This is a genomic window from Streptococcus sp. HMSC074F05 (genome assembly GCF_001808725.1).
Classification (GTDB): domain Bacteria; phylum Bacillota; class Bacilli; order Lactobacillales; family Streptococcaceae; genus Streptococcus; species Streptococcus parasanguinis_I.
This window is the reverse complement of sequence record NZ_KV794411.1, coordinates 541058-560098: the sequence shown is the minus strand read 5'-3', so window position 1 is coordinate 560098 and position 19041 is coordinate 541058. Positions and strand designations below refer to the sequence as shown.

The 19041-nt window shown below is 32.6% G+C and carries 12 protein-coding genes; 10 read left to right on the top strand and 2 right to left on the bottom strand.

From position 1 onward, the window contains the following. Positions 1-10: 10 nt before the first annotated feature. Positions 11-976, bottom strand: a complete 966-nt coding sequence (locus HMPREF2685_RS06475; RefSeq protein ID WP_003004844.1) for a phage integrase N-terminal SAM-like domain-containing protein — start codon at positions 974-976, stop codon at positions 11-13. Positions 977-1855: 879 nt separating this feature from the next. On the opposite strand from HMPREF2685_RS06475, the gene HMPREF2685_RS06470 reads away from it, so the two are divergent. The 8 genes from HMPREF2685_RS06470 (at position 1856) to HMPREF2685_RS06435 (ending at position 13322) form a co-directional block, all read left to right on the top strand. Beyond that, complete coding sequence (locus HMPREF2685_RS06470) at positions 1856-3163, top strand: hypothetical protein (protein ID WP_070465980.1); 1308 nt, start codon at positions 1856-1858, stop codon at positions 3161-3163. Positions 3164-3180: 17 nt separating this feature from the next. Further along, entirely contained in the window at positions 3181-4131 is a 951-nt protein-coding gene (locus tag HMPREF2685_RS06465) for a helix-turn-helix transcriptional regulator (RefSeq protein ID WP_070465978.1), read from the top strand. A 70-nt stretch (positions 4132-4201) separates the two neighbouring features. After that, the gene (locus HMPREF2685_RS06460) at positions 4202-4453 is read left to right on the top strand and encodes a hypothetical protein (protein WP_070465976.1); all 252 of its coding nucleotides are present in this window, start codon (positions 4202-4204) and stop codon (positions 4451-4453) included. Next, positions 4447-7080, top strand: coding sequence for an AAA family ATPase (locus HMPREF2685_RS06455; RefSeq protein WP_070465974.1), 2634 nt, complete (start codon positions 4447-4449; stop codon positions 7078-7080). Before HMPREF2685_RS06460 ends, HMPREF2685_RS06455 begins: the two co-directional genes overlap by 7 nt. Positions 7081-7100: 20 nt before the next feature. After that, the gene (locus tag HMPREF2685_RS06450) at positions 7101-7634 is read left to right on the top strand and encodes a hypothetical protein (protein ID WP_070465972.1); all 534 of its coding nucleotides are present in this window, start codon (positions 7101-7103) and stop codon (positions 7632-7634) included. Positions 7635-7721: 87 nt separating this feature from the next. Next, positions 7722-11705: an ATP-dependent helicase gene (locus HMPREF2685_RS06445; protein ID WP_070465970.1), complete on the top strand. Its 3984-nt coding sequence runs from the start codon at positions 7722-7724 to the stop codon at positions 11703-11705. Between the two features lie 34 nt (positions 11706-11739). Then, positions 11740-12432, top strand: coding sequence for an HAD family hydrolase (locus HMPREF2685_RS06440; RefSeq protein ID WP_070465968.1), 693 nt, complete (start codon positions 11740-11742; stop codon positions 12430-12432). Positions 12433-12902: 470 nt separating this feature from the next. Beyond that, the gene (locus HMPREF2685_RS06435; protein WP_070465966.1) at positions 12903-13322 is read left to right on the top strand and encodes a hypothetical protein; all 420 of its coding nucleotides are present in this window, start codon (positions 12903-12905) and stop codon (positions 13320-13322) included. Positions 13323-13391: 69 nt separating this feature from the next. On the opposite strand, the gene HMPREF2685_RS06430 is transcribed toward HMPREF2685_RS06435, so the two are convergent. Then, the gene (locus tag HMPREF2685_RS06430) at positions 13392-13718 is read right to left on the bottom strand and encodes a helix-turn-helix domain-containing protein (protein ID WP_048779593.1); all 327 of its coding nucleotides are present in this window, start codon (positions 13716-13718) and stop codon (positions 13392-13394) included. A 160-nt stretch (positions 13719-13878) separates the two neighbouring features. Here HMPREF2685_RS06430 and HMPREF2685_RS06425 point away from each other — a divergent pair, with 160 nt between their 5' ends. Then, positions 13879-17727: an SEC10/PgrA surface exclusion domain-containing protein gene (locus tag HMPREF2685_RS06425; protein ID WP_070465964.1), complete on the top strand. Its 3849-nt coding sequence runs from the start codon at positions 13879-13881 to the stop codon at positions 17725-17727. 105 nt (positions 17728-17832) lie between these two features. After that, entirely contained in the window at positions 17833-19038 is a 1206-nt protein-coding gene (locus tag HMPREF2685_RS06420; protein WP_070465962.1) for a hypothetical protein, read from the top strand. Positions 19039-19041: the final 3 nt, after the last annotated feature.

Below are 19041 nucleotides of genomic sequence, written 5' to 3'. Positions count from 1 at the left end.
ATGAAATACTTTAAAGAATATAGTTGGTCACTGTAACGGATAGACGCCAGTGGGAAAGATGGAAGACCGAGACAGCCATCAAGGCTAAACGATTATATTTTGTAGGCAGGGCTGAATTTAAGGCTTTTTTATAGTTTGATCCACGAATTTTATAAGGTTCATCTCTTAGTTCATTAATGAAGTTTTTCTTTTGTTTCTCAAATTTCTTTAATGATTTATCCCTTAAATTTTGGTGACCAACCTCCCAACGTTCTATTAAAAAATTTTTTAAATTCACCTTGAAATTTGGATTATCTTGGAGTTTCTTCAAGTAGAAGTAATAACACTCTCTTGCATGTTGAGCTCGCATCCCATGTAGATTGATTAAATTATTCATTTCCACATCTGTAAAGATATAATCATCCTCTTGTTTATTTTTAAAAGTATCGAGGACTACTGGAACATCTTGAGGAAGAATAAGTTGAGGTTGAAATTTTCCTCCCTTCCCACGCTGAACTAAAACATAGTAATTTCCATTATTATCTTTTCGAATATCTTTTCCTTTTAATTTTTTTAATTCGGATCTACGAATCCCAACTGCCCTCTGAAAATTAACCAGCCGAGAGAAGCGAGAGTCTGTTTCTTGATGTTTACCTTGTGAGTTTTTTGATTTTACACGTCCTCTGATAATTTTGTCACTGGAACGCTTGTCTTTTCTAATTCTATTCATATTGATATCAACTGCTTTGCAGATAGGTGCTAAATAAGTATGAATTGTAGCAACAGAGTATTGTTTTGGATCATCATTTAGATCTAGTTGATATAGTTGAATCGCTTCTTCAGTAATATCTGATTTTTTCCTAATGTTGTGTTCTTTAGCCCACTTTGTGAAGCGAGTAATTGCTCTTTTATAGCTTGTCCTCGTTCGATTGTTTGTGATATTTTTTGAAGCTGCAATAAATAAATCGTGCTTGAGGGAATTTCTTTTTCTTGGCATTATACATTCCTTTCTATCTAAAATAGTACATATTATTGGTAAACTGCCTCCCACCCTTTTTTTAAAAGCTGGGTATGCTTTTGATACTTCCCATCGAGGCTAACTCTTGAAGTTTAATGTTTGCGATAGATTTTCAGTACTCACCGTGGTCTATGTTTGGAAGGATCATAAAGATGTCATTGCTTGTTCGAGCTTATAAAACTTTTCTATTTTACTTTTTTTAATTACATTATTTATTTACTTTGCTAAACTAGTTATTTTTTTAGTTTTTACTTTCTTTTTTACCTTTTTTATTTTACCTTAAACACGTTTTTTCTTTACTTTTTTATCTACTAAATGGTTATTCTTTACTTCATGTTATTCAGTAGAGAATAACCATTTAGATTTTCTTTCTTTTTTTCTTAGTTTTTTCCTTTGCAATGACTAGCATATGAGAAATAAGTACGTTAACCGTGCCCAGTAACAAACTTTCTCACCATATGACTAATGGCTCTACTTACTCAATTTAATTTACAATAATAGTATGCCATTTTTTTATAAAAATAAAAAAAAGAAAAACCCACTCGTTTTGAACGGCAACCCAAAATATAGACAGTAAAAATTAAACTTTTGGGGTCAGTACATCCATAGGTGGATAGTTTTTTTCATAACATATTCTAGATATTCAATATTAAATTTAAGATGGTATAATCCATGCATTCTATGTTTTCATCTTGTAGATTCAAAAGTTCGTTTAGGTGATGTATAATATAACAAATTGCTTTTCTGATATTTTCTTTTATAAAATTCTTAAGTGTGGACATAATTTGTCCACTAAATGTGTTAAAATATAATTATTAAATAAAATAATATCAAAATCAAACATAGGAGAATTATATTATGGATAAGCAAATAAAAGTAGAAGAAAAATTAACAAAAGAAGAAAGAGATATTTTAGAAAGAAATTTAGAGATATTTTTTGCGGCAATAGTCAAGAGCCCTGATACAAAGGGTTTCGATATAGAAGACATAGAAAATAAAGAGCGTTTTTTAAAAAGGTTTAGTCCTTGGCATCAAGAGAAAGGTCAAGAGCTAATTCAAAAATTTGTAGATATTGTGAATAATGATCAATCTACTGAAGATTTTTCTTGGTTAGATATTTTAGATGCTGATGAGAGATGGAAAGAATTTGAAGATGATAAGTTAAAAAAAGAAATAAAAGAAAATAAAAATAAATTTACGAATATGAGGTATCAAATACCAGAACATTGTCATGGAGATATTGACAAAGCTATAATTTTTCATTGTATGGAAAATCCAAGAGGTTATGTCAGTGATAGTTTATGGGGAAAGAAAAAAGAATCTGCGCTATTTCTAAAAGATTATTATAAAAAAACAGCTGATAATAGGGAGGAAAATAATAGAAATGAAAGCGTTGAGGAGATTATAAAGGAACGATATAAATTAGAGCATAGATATAAATTAGAAAAGATTGATTTTAAGTTTGAAAAATTTGTAAAAAAAGTTATTTTTAGTGAGGAGAGTGCGCTAGAAAGTGATTTCAATCATATGTTTAACATCTTTAACAAAGAAGATTTTGAAAAAAAATATAGTTTTCAGAAGAGTAGCAAAGATTTAATTGAGTTTTATTTTTTAAAAAACTTCTATTACCAACTAATACAGGACAATAGAGTGCCAAATATTAAGGAGTTAGAGGGAAAGAGAGAGCAAGTTGAAACGTTTAGTAAACAATTCTGTAATTTGGAAATCTATCCTTTTTCTGCATCTAATCCATCATTAAAATCAGGAGAAATTGGTGACAAGTTTATTAATTATTCAGATTTATCGCGATTAGGAATCTATATCATATTAAGACGAGTATATATATATCTAATAAATAAAAAAGAAAATGAGAAGGAGCAAAACCCCGTATTTATTCTTCGTAAGTATGAGACGGCATGGGAAAACTTGTTTAAAAGAATATTTGAAGAAGTAAAAGAAAAAAATCAAAGTTTTGATAACGAGTTAGTTCTAAGTTTGCTAGAAAAAGGTTTCTTTTATTGTCAAACAGGACGACAAGGAGGGGGAATAACAGATGGTAATGTAATCTCAGTTCCTAATCTTAAAAGAATTTCTGATGAGTTAAAGGAAACCAAAAAGAAAGACTTTGATAGTATTAAATCGTTGCTTACTAAAGTGGAAAACTAATTAAATGGTGACTAATGATGAACTCTCAAGAGCGACTACTAACAATTTTTCTTCGTTTACAAGCAGGTGAAAGACTGTCAAAAGCAAGATTATCTACAGAGTTTGGTGTTGATCCCAAATCAATTCAAAGAGATATAAGTAGATTGAAAGGAACACTCGAAGAAAAATCTCATTTAGGTTTAGAGATTGTATTCGATTCTTTAGATAATACTTACCGTTTGATTGGCAAAACAATCTTTAATAAAAAGGATATTTTAGTAATCTCAAAAATCCTTTTGGAGAATCGTGCACTAAACAAATCAGAACTTAATTCATTACTCGAAGGCCTTCTAGCTTTACTCTCAATTGAAGAAAAAAAAGAGGTAATTTCCATTATTAGCAGTGAGCGTTTTAACTATAAGTCACTGACTAATGATAGGGACAGAATTGACACGATTTGGAAATTATCGGAAGCTATTCGTAGGGAACGAATGCTCGAAATAGAATATAAAGCCCCTTTAAAAGATGCCAAAAGCCATATTATTTTTCCTGTTTCTATCTATTATGATGCCCACTATTTTTATCTGGTTGCCTACCATTTGAAACACGAGAATTATACAACGTTTCGAGTTGATAGAATTGAGAGACTTAGTGAATCACATGTAAAGAAACCAGAGATTTCTTATGGACGGAAGTATCGTGATGGGGATGTACGAAATCAAAAGGTGGACGCTTTCGAGGGAGACATAATTAATGTAAAATTACGTTATACAGGGATCCCGGAAATTGTCTTTGATCAATTTCCAAATCACGAAATTATTTCATGTGATAAGGGAGATATGATCGTTCAAATTGAAACTCAGGATACACCAGGACTTAAGAGATGGATTTTGGGACAAGAAGATGAAATCACAGTATTATATCCTCAAAGTTTAGCTGATAGTATACAAAATTCCCTAGAAAAAATGTTAAAAAATTATAAAAAATAAAAAGACATGGACATATTTTGTCCATGTCTTTTTTTATAATTAAGTTACGAATTATAAAGGAGGTTAAGAGATGGGTAGCAAAAGAATTGAAGAGGATTTCGAAATTAAATGGTTAGAGAGTTTTAAAGAAGTGTCAGATTATCACCGTAACTTTTACGGTGGACAAATTATCTCATTATCTTTATCAGATCTAAAAAAATTGGTAGAAGGTAAATTCCTTGCTTGGTCCTCTGGATTTGATGAATATTCAGAGGTATTGTATTTGAACGAAGATGCCAAAAAGGTGCTTAATAAAATTGTAAAAGGAGAAAGTTCATGCTAGAAAAAAATATTGTTAAATACAAAGTCAGTAGGCAATTAAAACTTGCGTTGGAACAATTAAATCATCGGATTATTAAAAAAGACTATAAGGTGATCGAAACACAGGATATTCTATTTTGTATATTAGACATTTGCGATACGGGGATGGGTTATGCTTTAGGATATTACTCTTTGACAAAAAGTAAGTTGTTAAAAGAGTATTCTAAAGGAAAATTTATTGGAAGTGAACAACGTTGTACTCTTGAAACCGATGAGTTAAAAGATTTTTCTAAAAGGAGAATGATGCATGAATGGATTACTTCATCACCTGTAGAAATTATTCAAGAGCCTTCTTCTACGTATTATCTTTCTGAGTGCGATGAATTTCCGATTTCTGAATATTTGAAGTTGATTTTTGATTTTGCTGAAGAGATGCGTTTACAGAATTCTCCTGATGGTGTAATCGATTCTTATTGGCTTTTATCAGGAATTTCTCAAGAGCAGGAAACTAATGCGCATCAACTGATTTACAAACAATATTTGTCGACTGGTAGAAGTAGTTATTCTGAAGATGGCCTATTAGATGTCTTTACGAATTCGTGGTTTAGATTTCGAGATTTATCTGATGGGAAGGCTGAAAGAGAGAGAGCTAGTAAAGAAAGAAGAGCAGCGCATATCTCCTCAAAATTATCAAATCCAGACTATTCTATATTAAATGATATTGCAACAGATATAACTTTAAAAGCCCGAAATGGGGAGCTAATGGAGGTTGTTGGACGTGATGATGAAATTCGAAAGGTAGAGATTGCTCTCACACGTAGAGATAAAAATAATGTTGTTTTATTAGGTGATGGTGGTGTAGGAAAGTCTGCAATTGTTGATGGAATTGCGATGCGTATTGCTAGAGATGAAGTTTTGTCTCTAAAGGGTAAGAAAATACTTCAGTTTAGTTTAAATGACTTAAGTGCAACATTTGGAGTATTTTCAAGCGAGTGTATTAAAAGATTCATAGAAGAGATGAAACGGGAAAAAGACGTTATCTTATTTATTGATGAAGTTCATATGCTAGGAAGAGCAAAACACCTAACAGATTTGTTAAAACCTTTAATGGCACGTGGTGATTTCCGAATTATTGGAGCAACAACCCCTATGGAATGGAGTGCATATGTTTCAGGTGATACAGCTTTCGTACGACGGTTTGAAAAAGTAATTGTAGAGGAACCAAGTATCGAAGATACGATTAAAATTGTTGAGACGGTAGCACCAGCATATGAAAATTTTCATCATGCAAATTTTGAGAATGACACAATTGAGTTAGCAGTTAAATTAGCTAAAAAGTATCTCAAAAGGGAAAAACTTCCAGATTCTGCATTTACAATCATCGATAACGCTGGAGCCCTGGTTCGTATTGAAGCGAATCAAGAAGTCACTCTAATTAGAGACTACCAAAATGAAGTCGACGAATTAAAGAAAGAGTTGGAAATTGCACAAGGAATTGAATACAACGAGGTGGCTGTTGAAGAAATACGAAGAAAACTTAATCTTAAACTAACTGAATTCCAGGGAGCACGTAATAATTTAACTTCTACTCACTATGATCTTAAAATTACAAAAGATGATATAAAAAATGCTGTGGAACATAAAACTAATCTTAAGGTCAAAAATCAAGATATGAAGGTTGGAAAAGACGCAGATAACCAAGAGTTGCTCCGTCTTTCTAATTTAAAAAATATTTTGGCTGAGAAAGTTATTGAGCAATCAGATGCTACAAATTCTATAGCGGAAGCTGTCATTCGTTCTAAAACAGGGTTTAGAAATCCTAAACGACCAATTGGAGTCTTTTTATTCCTAGGTACTAGCGGTGTTGGTAAGACAGAAACAGCAAAAGTCTTGTCTGAGGAATTAACCGGATCTGTAGATGACCTCATTCGACTAGACATGTCAGAATATCAACAAGAACACGAAGTATCAAAATTAATAGGCGCTCCCCCAGGTTATGTAGGATTTGGTAAAGGTGGAATTTTAACAAATGCTGTTAAAAGTAATCCAAAATCAGTTGTGCTACTTGATGAAATTGAAAAAGCTCATCCTAAAGTCTATGATTTGATGTTACAAGTTTTTGATGACGGTATTCTAACGGACGGTATGGGACAAAAAGTTGATTTTACAAATACGATCATTATTTTAACCTCTAACTTAGGTTTAAATGCAATTAAAAAGGATAAACGAGTTGGATTCACAATGGTTGAAACGAATGAAATTTGTGAACAGATTATTCGGGAACAAACGATGGAAGCAGTCCATAATTTTTTCCGTCCAGAACTTTTAAATCGTATTGATGAAATTGTGACCTTTAAACCTTTTTCGGAATCAACAATTCTTCGAATTACAAGATTGTTACTTGAAAAAGAAGTAGAGATGATTAAGGAAAGTGGATATGAACTTGAGTGTACAGAAAAAGCAGTAGAATTGCTTGCTACAAGAACCTACGATCCTGAGAATGGTGCTAGACCAATTCGGAGAGGTATTACTAAACTGATTGAAACTCCTTTGTCAGAGTTAATTATCAATAATCGTCTTAATAAGGGAGATAAGGTGATTATAGATTCTGATGGGGTTGAATTAGTTTTTGAAGTTTTAAGTCAATAATAAATGGAAGGAGAATGAGTATGGGACTTTCTTATGCACCACAGTATACATGGACGGAGCATTTTGTTCAAAGAGCTCAGGAACGATTCCAGGTGAGTACGGATTTACTTCCTAAATGGGTGGGGCGACAAATTGGCAGTTTAACAGTTTATGATTCGTCCGTTGAACAACAACCAGAAGCTAAAAAGTACATTTCAGATTATGGTGTCATCTTTGTATGTAATACAATTGAACAAAAATTTATTACTTGTTATGAAGCAAATGATATCATTATGGAGGGAAATAAGGTTACCATTCATGAGTATAATGTTGACTCATTTAAGGAAGAAGTTGGAAATTTAGCAAGAAAGTATTACCTAAAGGATGCAAAGGAAATGTTGCTAAGTGTAGAGAGTCATTTGTATAAATTCCAAGAAATCTCTCAAAAAGTAATGTCTGGAAGACTGACTAGGCAAAATTACAATCTTATTGGAAACTTGATTGATGAATTTCATGCTATAAAATCTGCAATAAGAGTCATTGAAACAAGGAGAAGTGATTTTAAAATGCAATAGTCTTTCTATTTGTAAACGAATACAAATAGATTTATTACTATGTTATAATTATTTTAAAAGCGATGATTAGTAAGTAAGGAGAAGAAAATGGTAATGAAGAATTTTAAGGATATATATGAACAAGAATATCAAAAGTTGAATTCACAACAAAAAAGAGCAGTTGATACTGTAGAAGGGCCTGTGATGGTTATTGCTGGCCCTGGTACAGGTAAAACTCAGATTCTTTCTCGTCGAGTTGCCAATATTTTAACAAATTATCATACAAATCCAGAAGAGATTGTCTGTTTAACATATACAGAGGCAGGTGCATCTGAAATGTTGGATCGTTTGGAAGGATTGATTGGGGAAGAAGGACGTAACGTTAGAGTATCGACTATCCACTCTTTTTGTAGCGAATTGATACTAGAAAACTCTGATTTATTTGGTGAAGAGCCTAAAGTAATTACTACTGCAGCTAAGTATGAAATTCTCAAAGATATTATAGATGAGCATGTTACGGAAGAGAGTCCTTTTTATAAAAACTCTGGAGAACGTTATTCTTTTAAAGAGCAACTATTAGACCTTTTTACAAAAATGAAACGTGAGAATCTAAATAAGGATGACTTCGAAAAAGAGATAGATGAATACTTTAAAATGATTGATTTATCTATACCTGGAGATGAGTTGTATAGTAAATTCAAGTATGCTAGAAAGTATAAAGATAAGAAAGCTGGAGATTATAAAGAAGAACCATTAAAAAAATTACAAGAAAACATGAAAAAGTTACTTGCTGGAGTTGAAATTATTGAAAAATACAGCAATGACATTAGTGACCATAATTATTTTGACTTTGATGATATGATTCTATGGACCATTGAAAAGTTGAAGGAAGAAGATACTTTCCAAAGAAATGTCTCTGATGATATAAAATATTTGTTTGTAGATGAATTTCAGGATACTTCAGTTGTTCAGAATGAACTCGTAGATTTGTTAGTAAAAGGGAAAAAGAATCCAAATATTTTTGTTGTTGGAGACGATGATCAAAGTATTTATCGTTTTCAAGGAGTAAGTGCAAATAATATTCGAGATTTTAATAAAAAGTATCGACCTACGAAAATAGTTCTTGAGGAGAATTATCGTTCTTCTCAGGCTATTATTGATGCTTCAAGACAACTAATCAGTCATAATCCAAGAGTAGAAAAAGTTCTTGTTGCAGCTGGCGATAATAAAGATTATGATTATCAATTGCCAATCTTGAAATCGTATCCAAATGCAAAAGATGAAATGTTTGGTGTACTGAGTGAGATTAAAGAGTTGATTCAGTTGGGTGTATCTCCTCAGGAAATTGGAGTCATCTATGGAAGAAATTCCTATGGAGAAGAGTTTGCGAAGATTCTTCGTGATAATGGTATTTTCGTTCAAATGAAAGAAAATCAGGATTTATTCAAAGAACCTATCTTCAAAAAAATAGTAGCTATTTTAAAATATCTTTGTCAACCATCAAGAGATATCAGAGCACTTCGCAATATCGTATATTTTGATTTTTTTGAGGTGGAACTCTCAGTAATCGCAAAAATACGGAATCTCAGGAAGGATGAAAAAATTTCTATTCCTTCCATAGCAGAAATTGATAAAAAACTAGAAATGATTCGAAAGAAAGTTAGTAGATCAGAGAATTACTTATCTCCTATGTATGTCCTAGGTGATATATTGAAAACTCTAGGAATTGACGAATATATTATGAAATCAAAAGAAAAATATCATTTGGTTTCAGTTCTAAATGAACTTTATAAGTTAATGTCAACAGAATGTCTGCTCCACCCTAAATTGACTGTAAAAGGATTTTTGAATCAATTATCGTCCTTACAAGAAATGAAGATTAGTCTACCAATTGAAGAAATTTCGGGTTCTCCAAGTAACTGTGTTCAATTAATGACGGCCCATGGTTCTAAAGGTCTAGAGTTTGAACATGTATTTATGATGAAATGTAATGATGGAAATAAAGGTGGAAAATGGCCAGGAGGTGAAAATAATTCGGGTAGATTCTCTTATCCACCAAGTTTAAATGGAAAAGTTGAGAATGAATCTCAACTAAAAGAAGAGGAGAATCGTCGCCTATTTTATGTTGCAATGACTCGAGCAAAGAAGGTTCTCCATCTCTCCTATTCTGATGATTCGGCTAAAACCCACTTTATTAATGAATTTGAGAATTGTATTGATCCAGTGGAAGTGACAGAATCTTTCGAGGAATGTCAGTCTATAGACGAAATAGTAATACCAAAGTTTTCTGACGATATTCTAAGTGAAATTTTATGTGAATTAAGTTTAAGTGTTAGTACATTAAATGCTTTTCTTAAATGTCCTTTGAGTTTTTATTTCAATAAGGGATTAAAATTACCATCTGAAACAAACGAAGCTATGGTATTTGGTAGCATCATTCACGAATTATTAGAAAAAATATATATTTCTATAGATGATTCGCAAAGTTCAGAACTAACAGTAAAAACAGTTCTTTCTTTAGAAGAATCTTTAGAATTATTTGAGACAATCTTTGATGAAAAATCTTATCAATTATCTTCAGATAGAATAAAGAAGGATGCTTATGCTAGAGGAAGAAATATTATTGAAAATCTCTATAAGAAAGATGGCTATCTCAAAGATGGTGTAATTGCAGTCGAGCAGCATATTAAAGGAATCAAGCTAGGTGATATTTCGAACACCAAAGTTGATCTATCAGAAGTATCTGATATTGAGTTAAATGGAAAAATTGATAAAATTGAGTGCGAAGAAGGTGTTATACGATTAATTGACTACAAAACAGGAAAAGCCAAAAATGCTGTAGATAAATTAGTGCAACCGGGTGAAAAAGAACCTCTTGGTGGGGATTACTGGCGCCAGGCTGTATTCTATTATGTCCTCCTCACAAATGCCGGTATCGATATTTCTGACAAAGAAATACTGGTTAAATATGTTTTTGTTGAGGATTCAACTAATGAGGATGGCTTCTCTGAAACTAATGATATACGAATTACTCAAAAGGAAGTAGATATAGTACTCAGTCAAATTAAAGATACTGTTATGAGGTTAAAACAAGGCGATTTCAATTGTGGCTGTGGATTGGTGAAAAAAGATGGAGAGAATTTTGCTTGCGACTACTGCCTCAAAGCATTAGCAAACGTAGCTCCTAAATTTGATAATACCAAAGCCTTAGAGGTTGCGACCTATCAACAAGTTCGATCCAACTATAAGAGTTTAAGTGTTAGCAAGTTAAATCATTTCTTAGACTGTCCGAAGAGTATCTATTTTGATGATATTTTACAGTTATCTCAACCAGCTGGATTATCAGCAGGATCAAAAGAAAATTCTGCAAAAGTAACAGCTAAACATGCCCCAACTGGTCCCGTGTTTGGTACTGTAATTCATGAAACTATGGAACGAATTTATAAAGAAGATTTACAATTAGAGGAAGCAATTAAATATTACGATAATTCATTGAGCCTTCATCAAGAGGAAATCATCGATACAATGTCCGTAGAAGAATTAAAAGAATATGGTCATCGCTTACTGACTAATCTTTTTGAACATTATATTCCGAGCAGCTTAAAAGGGGAGCATGTTTACTTAGAGAAAGAACTTCGTGTTAAATTGGGGGATAAATACTTAATCAATGGGATTATAGATAAGTTAGAATTTGACAATGATCTTATTCGAGTAGTAGATTATAAGACGGGTTCTGCTCAGAGAGGTGTTGAAGAACTAGCAGTTGGACATGATTATTGGCGTCAAGCAGTATTCTATAATCTTTTATTAGAAAATTCTTCAGAAATAGAAACTACAGGTAAGAAAATTGAAACTCAGTATATTTTTCTAGATGATGATGGCGCAAAGGAAGGCTACTCAACCCATACTGTAAAAGTTACAAAACAGGATCTAGATTTAGTTTTCGCTCAAATTCATGAATTCTGGGATAAAGTAAATGTAGCTGATTTCACTGCTGGTTGTGGTAAAGACGATTGTGATTATTGTAGATTAGGAGAATTTGTAGATTTTCAGTTGTTGAAAGAAAATGTAAAAGTACAATCAAATAACTAAAATTTATATGAATTTAAGAAGTTTAGGAGAATAAATGAATCAAGAGATTGTTGCAATTTTTGATATTGATGGGACGATTTTTAGAGACTCCCTTCTTCTTCATCATATGGAGAAGTGTATCGCTTATGATGTTTTTCCGATATCAGTAGAGATGGAATTGAAACCTCATAAAAATGCTTGGCAAAATCGAGAACTAGATTATGATGATTATTTGTATACAGCATCTAAACTGTATACAAAATATATCTCAAATAAAGAAATTCTTGATGTTGAGTTTGTAGCCAAAAAAGTGATTGAAAAAGAAAGTAAAAAACTCTATCGTTTTACTCGCGATCGTATTAAATGGCATAAAAAACAAGGACATAAGATTATTTTTATTTCTGGTTCTCCCGATTTTCTAGTAGAAAAAATGGCGGAGAAATTGGGTGCTGATTTATGGTTTGCATCCCAATACTTAAATGATGGAAATAAGTATAGTGGTGAAGTAGTTCCTATGTGGGATTCAGAGTCTAAGAAGAAAATTTTAGAAGGGTTACCTTTTGATTTAGAGAATTCTTATTCTTATGGAGATACAACAGGTGACTTTACAATGCTTCAAATGACTGGGCATCCTACGGCTATAAATCCAAATCAAAAGTTATTGGATAAACTAAGAAAAGAGAGAGTAGATTGTAATGTTGTTGTTGAACGCAAAGATGTTATTTATTCTATAACCGACATTAGTTAAATATAAATCTAAAATTACATACGGAGGATAATAATATGGAAATTGATCGTTACTGTAATGATTGCTTAGGATACTATAGCTATGATGTTGATGAAACAGATAATTTTCAAAAATGTCGTTGGTGTGGTTCCGAAGACACAGAGGAAATATAAAGTTATTCTTGATAGATAAAAAAATATTGTAAAACCTCCATCAGATTATGAACTGCAACCCAAAAACTAGGCGGTAAAAATTAAACTTTTGGAGTCAGTACCTTTTTTGAAAAATTCTATCTTTACTTTTACAAAAAAATGGCATAATAATAATGAAGATAAAAAAAGGCAGTGATGAACTGTCTTTTTTTATTCCTAAAAAAGGAGGTAGCAGATGCTCAAGCTAAATCATTTAATAATAATATTAAAGAGAGTGAGGCCACCGTGAAAATTCATAGATGAAAAAACTTTTTTAAAAAATTTTCGGAGGTAAAGTTAATGAAAAATTACAAAAAACATGTGATTCTTGTAACCAAACAATATCTTACAGAGTTAATTAATCACAATGAAGAAGTTAATATTAGAATGTTTTATTCAACATTTGATGACGATCAGTATATTTCAATCTTGAATGATCAAGATCAAGAAGTGTCATTCAATTTTGTAAATGATAGTATTGAAATTGAATTAATTGATCCATTGTGTGAGAAAATTTTGATTACATTTGATACTGTAGAACAGACAGCCAAAGTTCATCAAGTAATTAAATTTCTCTTAGATTTGTTTTTTAAATTCAATTGGCATGAATCAGTTTCAGCGTTATCAGTTGCAGATTTCTGGGAATTGATCAAGAATTACGAGAAAGATAACCTCGATATGACATTTGGTTACCCAAGAATCGCATGTTCTAATAGCTAATAGCAATGTTTTTATGCACAAAAAAAGTGGGAAAGGAATCGTTTTTATACTTATCCTTTTCCACTCTTTTTATTTTGTCTCGTTAATAATTGTGTTAATAGCTGAAATGACTTTATTTTGTTTATACTCTGGTAAAGATTTGATAGTGTCAATAAGCTGTGCTAAGTCAGTACTTTCTTCTTTAAGTGTTAAATCAAAAAAAGTTTGTAGATCAACATTTAACGCTTCTATAATTTTCTCAAGCGTACTAATTTTAATATTGGGCTCTAAATTTTCTAACTTATACGCGTAATTGGTACCAAGATCTGCTTTTTCTTCTAATTGTTCCTGAGTCATTCCTGACTGGGTCCGCAGAATCCGTATTCGTTTGCTTATATACTTTTGTAATTCTGACATTGCTCACCTCTTAAGACTATTTTACAGCCTTATAAGGTTAGGTTCTAGTTCTCAAAAGGTTGTATACAACTTTACAAAGTTGCTAAAATATAGTATAATTCGGGTGTTTATAATTATATAGTGATAATTTGCTCAATAATCTATCATAAAGGTGGGAATTATGAAAAAGAAAACGATCAAAGCAACTGTATCCGCTGTATCAATTGCTACAGCTTTTGCGGGAATTTCTGTTGTACAAGCGGATGAAGTAACTGCAACTCAGCCAAATGAGTCAACATTAAGTGTTGAATCGACGACTCCTTCATCTACAAATATAAAACAAGTAGACGGAGTATTTGTTAATAATGGGGTTGCAACCGTAACGAAAACGCCAACTTCTGAAGTTGTAGAAGAAGCAAGAATAATCAAGGAAGAAACGGATCAATCGGTTTCAAATCAAAAAAGTGCATTAGAAAACGCTAAGTCTTCGGAAGCAACTGCTGCAACAAAAGTAACAGAGGCAAATGTCGACTTAAAGAATGCTGAGGCAAATAAAGAATCAGCTACGCCTGAAAAAATTGAAAAAACGAAGAATGAAATATTAGAAGTAAAAGCTGATATTGAGAAAAAGGAAACATCAGAAAAAGATGCATCTGATAAAGTTCTAGAAGCTGAGAAAGAACGAAATCAGCAATCAGATGTTATTAAAAAAGATCAAGATAAAATCTCAGAGCAAGAAAAGAAAGTTTCGACAGCTGAGGAAGTAGTAGCAGCTGCACAAAAAAATCTTGATGGTACTGGAGCATCGGAAATCATTGCTGAAAGAGAAAAAGCAAAGAGTGATGTAGCTGAAAAAGAATCAGCAGAATCAGCAGCGAAAAAGGCTTTGGAAAATGCCATTAACGAAGATAAAAATAAGGCTGAAGAACTCAGTAAAGCTTCTGCTGATGAAAAAACGCAACTTAGTGCTAGCCAAGTTTCTGCTAAACAATTAGCAGATACTAAAAAGGTTGCAGAGGAAGCAGCAAAAGCATTAGTGAAGGCTCAAAAAGAGAAAGAAACTGCCCAGAAAGTATTAGATGGTACTGGCGTTGAAGAAATTGTAGCAGAACGTGATGCTGCTAAGGAACATTTAGATGCTAAAACAGCAACTGAAAATACAGCCAAACAGGAACTCGATCGTGCTAAAGAAGCAGATAATAAAAAAGCGACCGCACTAAAAAATGCAAAGTCTGTTGAAGCGGATCAAATAAAGAAAAGCCAAGAAACAGCAGCAAACTTGTCATCTGTTGAGGAAAAACTAAAACAAGCACATGAGAATCTAAAGAAAGCTCAAGAAAATAAGGTTTCTGCTCAAAGTAATCTTGATGCTTCTGAATCACAACTTACCCAAACAATCGCAAATCGTGATAGCAAAGCAAATGATTTAGCAAATAAACAAAATAGTAAGATTAGTGCAGAAGAAGAGCTCAAAAAAGCTAAAGAAAATGATGCTACGAAAGCTTCGGAAATTTCAGCTTTAACTACTAAGAAAAGCCAAGAAGAGGCAAAAGTAAATGAAACTTCAAATGAGCTAGCGAGTGCTACATCAGCAGCTCAGGAAGCAAAAGAGAATAAAGAGAAGGCTGATCAAGCAGTTGAAACGCTCAATAAACAAATTGCAGCAATTAAAAATCTCACTATTCCTCAATTGCCACAGGATGTCATTGATGCATACAAGGCTTATCTAGCCGATGACACAGATGCAAATAAAAATGCCTTAAACGACGTTATTCAAAAATGGTTCAAAGATAGTAAGTATGATTTTGGAACTGCATTAACAGAATATTCCCCTGAACACCAAAATATATTCATAAAGGAATGGTCAAACAAGGATATTGTTTTGCCGATCGATGATTCAGTCGTAGATTTAGACAATTTAACTGACAAACAAATTGAAGCTTTGAGCCAATATTATGCACTTCTTGCAAATAATCTTCAAGATCAAGTTTGGGGTAGTCACCATTATATTGTCACTGATGAATCTGTTCAGGGTGTCAAAAACATTGCCAAAGCCTATGCTGAAGAAAATAAACCATATAGCACAAGTCACAGCGATACTGCTCTAGCGAAAGATGGATTAGATTCCATCGTATGGACTGGGGAAAACATGAGTTTTGATAATACTTTGCTGGGCTATGGTGCGTATTATTCAGAAGCTAAAGAAACTCGTAAAGCCACAATGTCTCAATTGTATCGCGAGGTATATGATGCTGTAATTAGTTTTATGACAAATGATGTTCATGCTTATTTTGGACACATGAAACTCATGATTGGGCAGAAAGCTCCTACAAATATTCGGGCAATTGGAGCTGCAAATAGTTTCACACCAAGCGGTGTTGGACGTATGCACTTTATTGAATTCAAAGGTCAAGATGCACATCTTGAATATGTTAAAGATGAACAAACTGGTGAATATCATTTCGTAACTGTTGACGACTATTATGATAAAGGGATTGCCAAACCTCTAGCTACTCCATTTGATACTTCAAAAATGGAAGATGAATTAACAGCTGCTAAAGCCCAACAGACTGCAGCAAATACAACAAATGATTCTGCACAGAATCGTTTGAAAAAAGCTAAATCTGAAAATGATTCAAGTACAAAAGCTCTCAAAGAAACGACAGCAAAATTAGATGCTTGGAAAGCTACTCCTGACCAAACACCTGCAGCTACTACTAAATTGGAAATCGCTACACAAAATTATAATGAAGCACAAATCCAATTTAATAAGGCTCAAGAAGCACTCGATCAATTAAATGCTGATATTCAAAGCAAGCGTCAAGCTTTAGCAAATGCAAAAGATAATTTAGACCAGGCTACAACAGCAGAAGTAAAAGCTAAATCTGATCTTGAAAAAGCAAAAGTAGAAAATCAAAATGCAAATCAAAATCTGAAACAAACTCAAAAACTAGTAGCTGAATTGATGTCAGTTCCTGATCAAACTCCAGGTGCACAGAAGAAATACGACAATGCGAAACAACAAAAAGAAGAAGCTGAAACAAGATATATCAAAGCTCAAACTGCTCTGGATAACTTAAATGCAGACCTTCAAGTTAAGCAAAAAGCATTAGAAAATGCAAAAGAGGAGCTTGAGAAAGCAAAAGCAACAGATAAGACTGCAAGAAACAATTTAGATGAAGTAACTAAAATTCATGAAAAACATTTGGCAGCCTTAAATACTACACGTCAAACGATTGCAAGATTAAACTCAATCTCAGATAAGACACCTCTTGCACAAAAGAATTTAGATGAGGCTTCTCGACAATTGATTACTGCCAAGACTCGTTATGCAAAAGCACAATCAGCGGTTGAAAATCTAAATGCAGATATTCAAACAAAACAAAAAGTTTTAGCAGATGCGCGTGCAGAATTGGATAAAGAACTTAAAGTTCTTTCAGATCTGAAAGCTGAAAAAGCTACGGATGAAGCAGAACTCAGAAACCGTCAGAATAAAGTTGAAGAGTTAAAAGCTAAAGAAAGTCAAATTAAGGATGAAATTTCTAAATTAAAGACTCACTTAGTTGCTTTAGAAATACTTTTGGATCGTCTTGAAAATGCCGATACATATTTGAAGAAAGCAAAAGAAGCTTATGACAATGCAGTTGAAGAGCATCGTTTAGCACTTGAGAATGTAGAAAGAGAGGAAGCTAAACTTAAATCACTTCTACAAGATCAATTGGATGCAACTGCACAATATGAGGCTGTACAGCTTGCTTACCAAAACGCTCACAAACAACTGACGCAATATACGAAGTTATCAAGTGAAACTAAATCAATTGGAAATCAAAATGAAGATCATAAAATTTTTGATCTTAAAAATGAGGTTGGTTCTCAATCTGATCACTATAGCTATCGAGGTTCAGTAACCGGATATAACCCTCAACGTTCGTTACCAAGTACTGGTTCTCAAAATGGATTAGTATTACTTGGCTTAGGAGCGATGCTTATGGGACTATCTGGAATAAAATTGCGCAGAAAAAGTGAGTAAGATAAAAAGTCATCTATAAATAGATTTATAGGCTGGAGGAAATAGAACCTTTTAAAGGTGATCTCCCTCAGCCTTTTACTTTAATAATAAAATTAGGAGTATAAGATGGATAAAGAACAATGGATTGAAATATTTAAAGAGATTAACGACCGTGTACCAACAGAAGAAGAGATTCAAGCTGGTGTTCAATCAGGAGAAATAATAGTATCGGATTTATCAGCTATTTCTAAGTTTAATGAAAGTGAAAGCAATGCTACGCTACAAGTTCAGCCGCAAGTAGAGTTGAACGAATACGTTTCACAAAATGTTGCGGAAATACAAAATGATCAAAATGCTATATTTTGTAATTCATGTGGTGCAAAGAATTTTGGAAATACTAAGCAATGTAGTGGTTGTGGGAAATATTTTGAACAGGCTGATCAAAATAAAATTAAGTCTTACATTAAGATATCAAGATTGTACAAATATTTAAAGTATTGTTACGATACGCAAAGATGGGGAATTATAATTTATTTAACTATAGTAATATTTTTTGAATCAATCACGAGTTTTGGACTGGGTGGACTAATAGCTTTATTATTTACAGAATTTTTATTATCAAATATCGGTCAATCCTTAGTTTGTTGGATTGTGGGAGCGAAGAGGATAGATAGAAGTGATTATCAAGAAAAAGTTCAACAACCTGTCAATGAGATTATTCATAAGGCGCGTCAAAAAGGTTTAAACTTACCAGATAATATTGAGATTCGCATGATTCATAATGATGTGCCTGCTGCCTACGCAATAGGTATGAACAAAATTATCGTTACCGATAGCTTACTGGAAAATCCATATTTTTTAGAACCAAAAATTATGTTTGAGCTCCATCGAATCCATAATATGGCTCCAAATCTTTTACCTGTAGTGGTTGGTTCAAATTTCATTTTAATTTTTGTCTTACTAATTTTATTAATAACAACACTATTTGGAGGCTTTAAAAAAAATTATGGAGACAGCAGAAACTCATTTTGGTCAGGAAGTTCAGAAGCAAAAGAAGGAGCTATTCTATTTTATGGTTCGATAATATTAATAGTTGCATTAATAAGTTTCTTTTACATGTTTGTAAAATCAATTGTAAAACGTGATGCATATCTTTCAGACCAGTATATGGCTGCGATTGGATTTGGAGAAATTCATTGTTATTATATCGATACTGTATCTGAGGAAGATGGATCTTTGGCCAAAGGATTTTGTGAGTTAGGATATCCGTCCAAAGATAAACGTATTAGTATTTTACAAAATAATTATCATGTAAGATATACAGGGGTGTGAGAT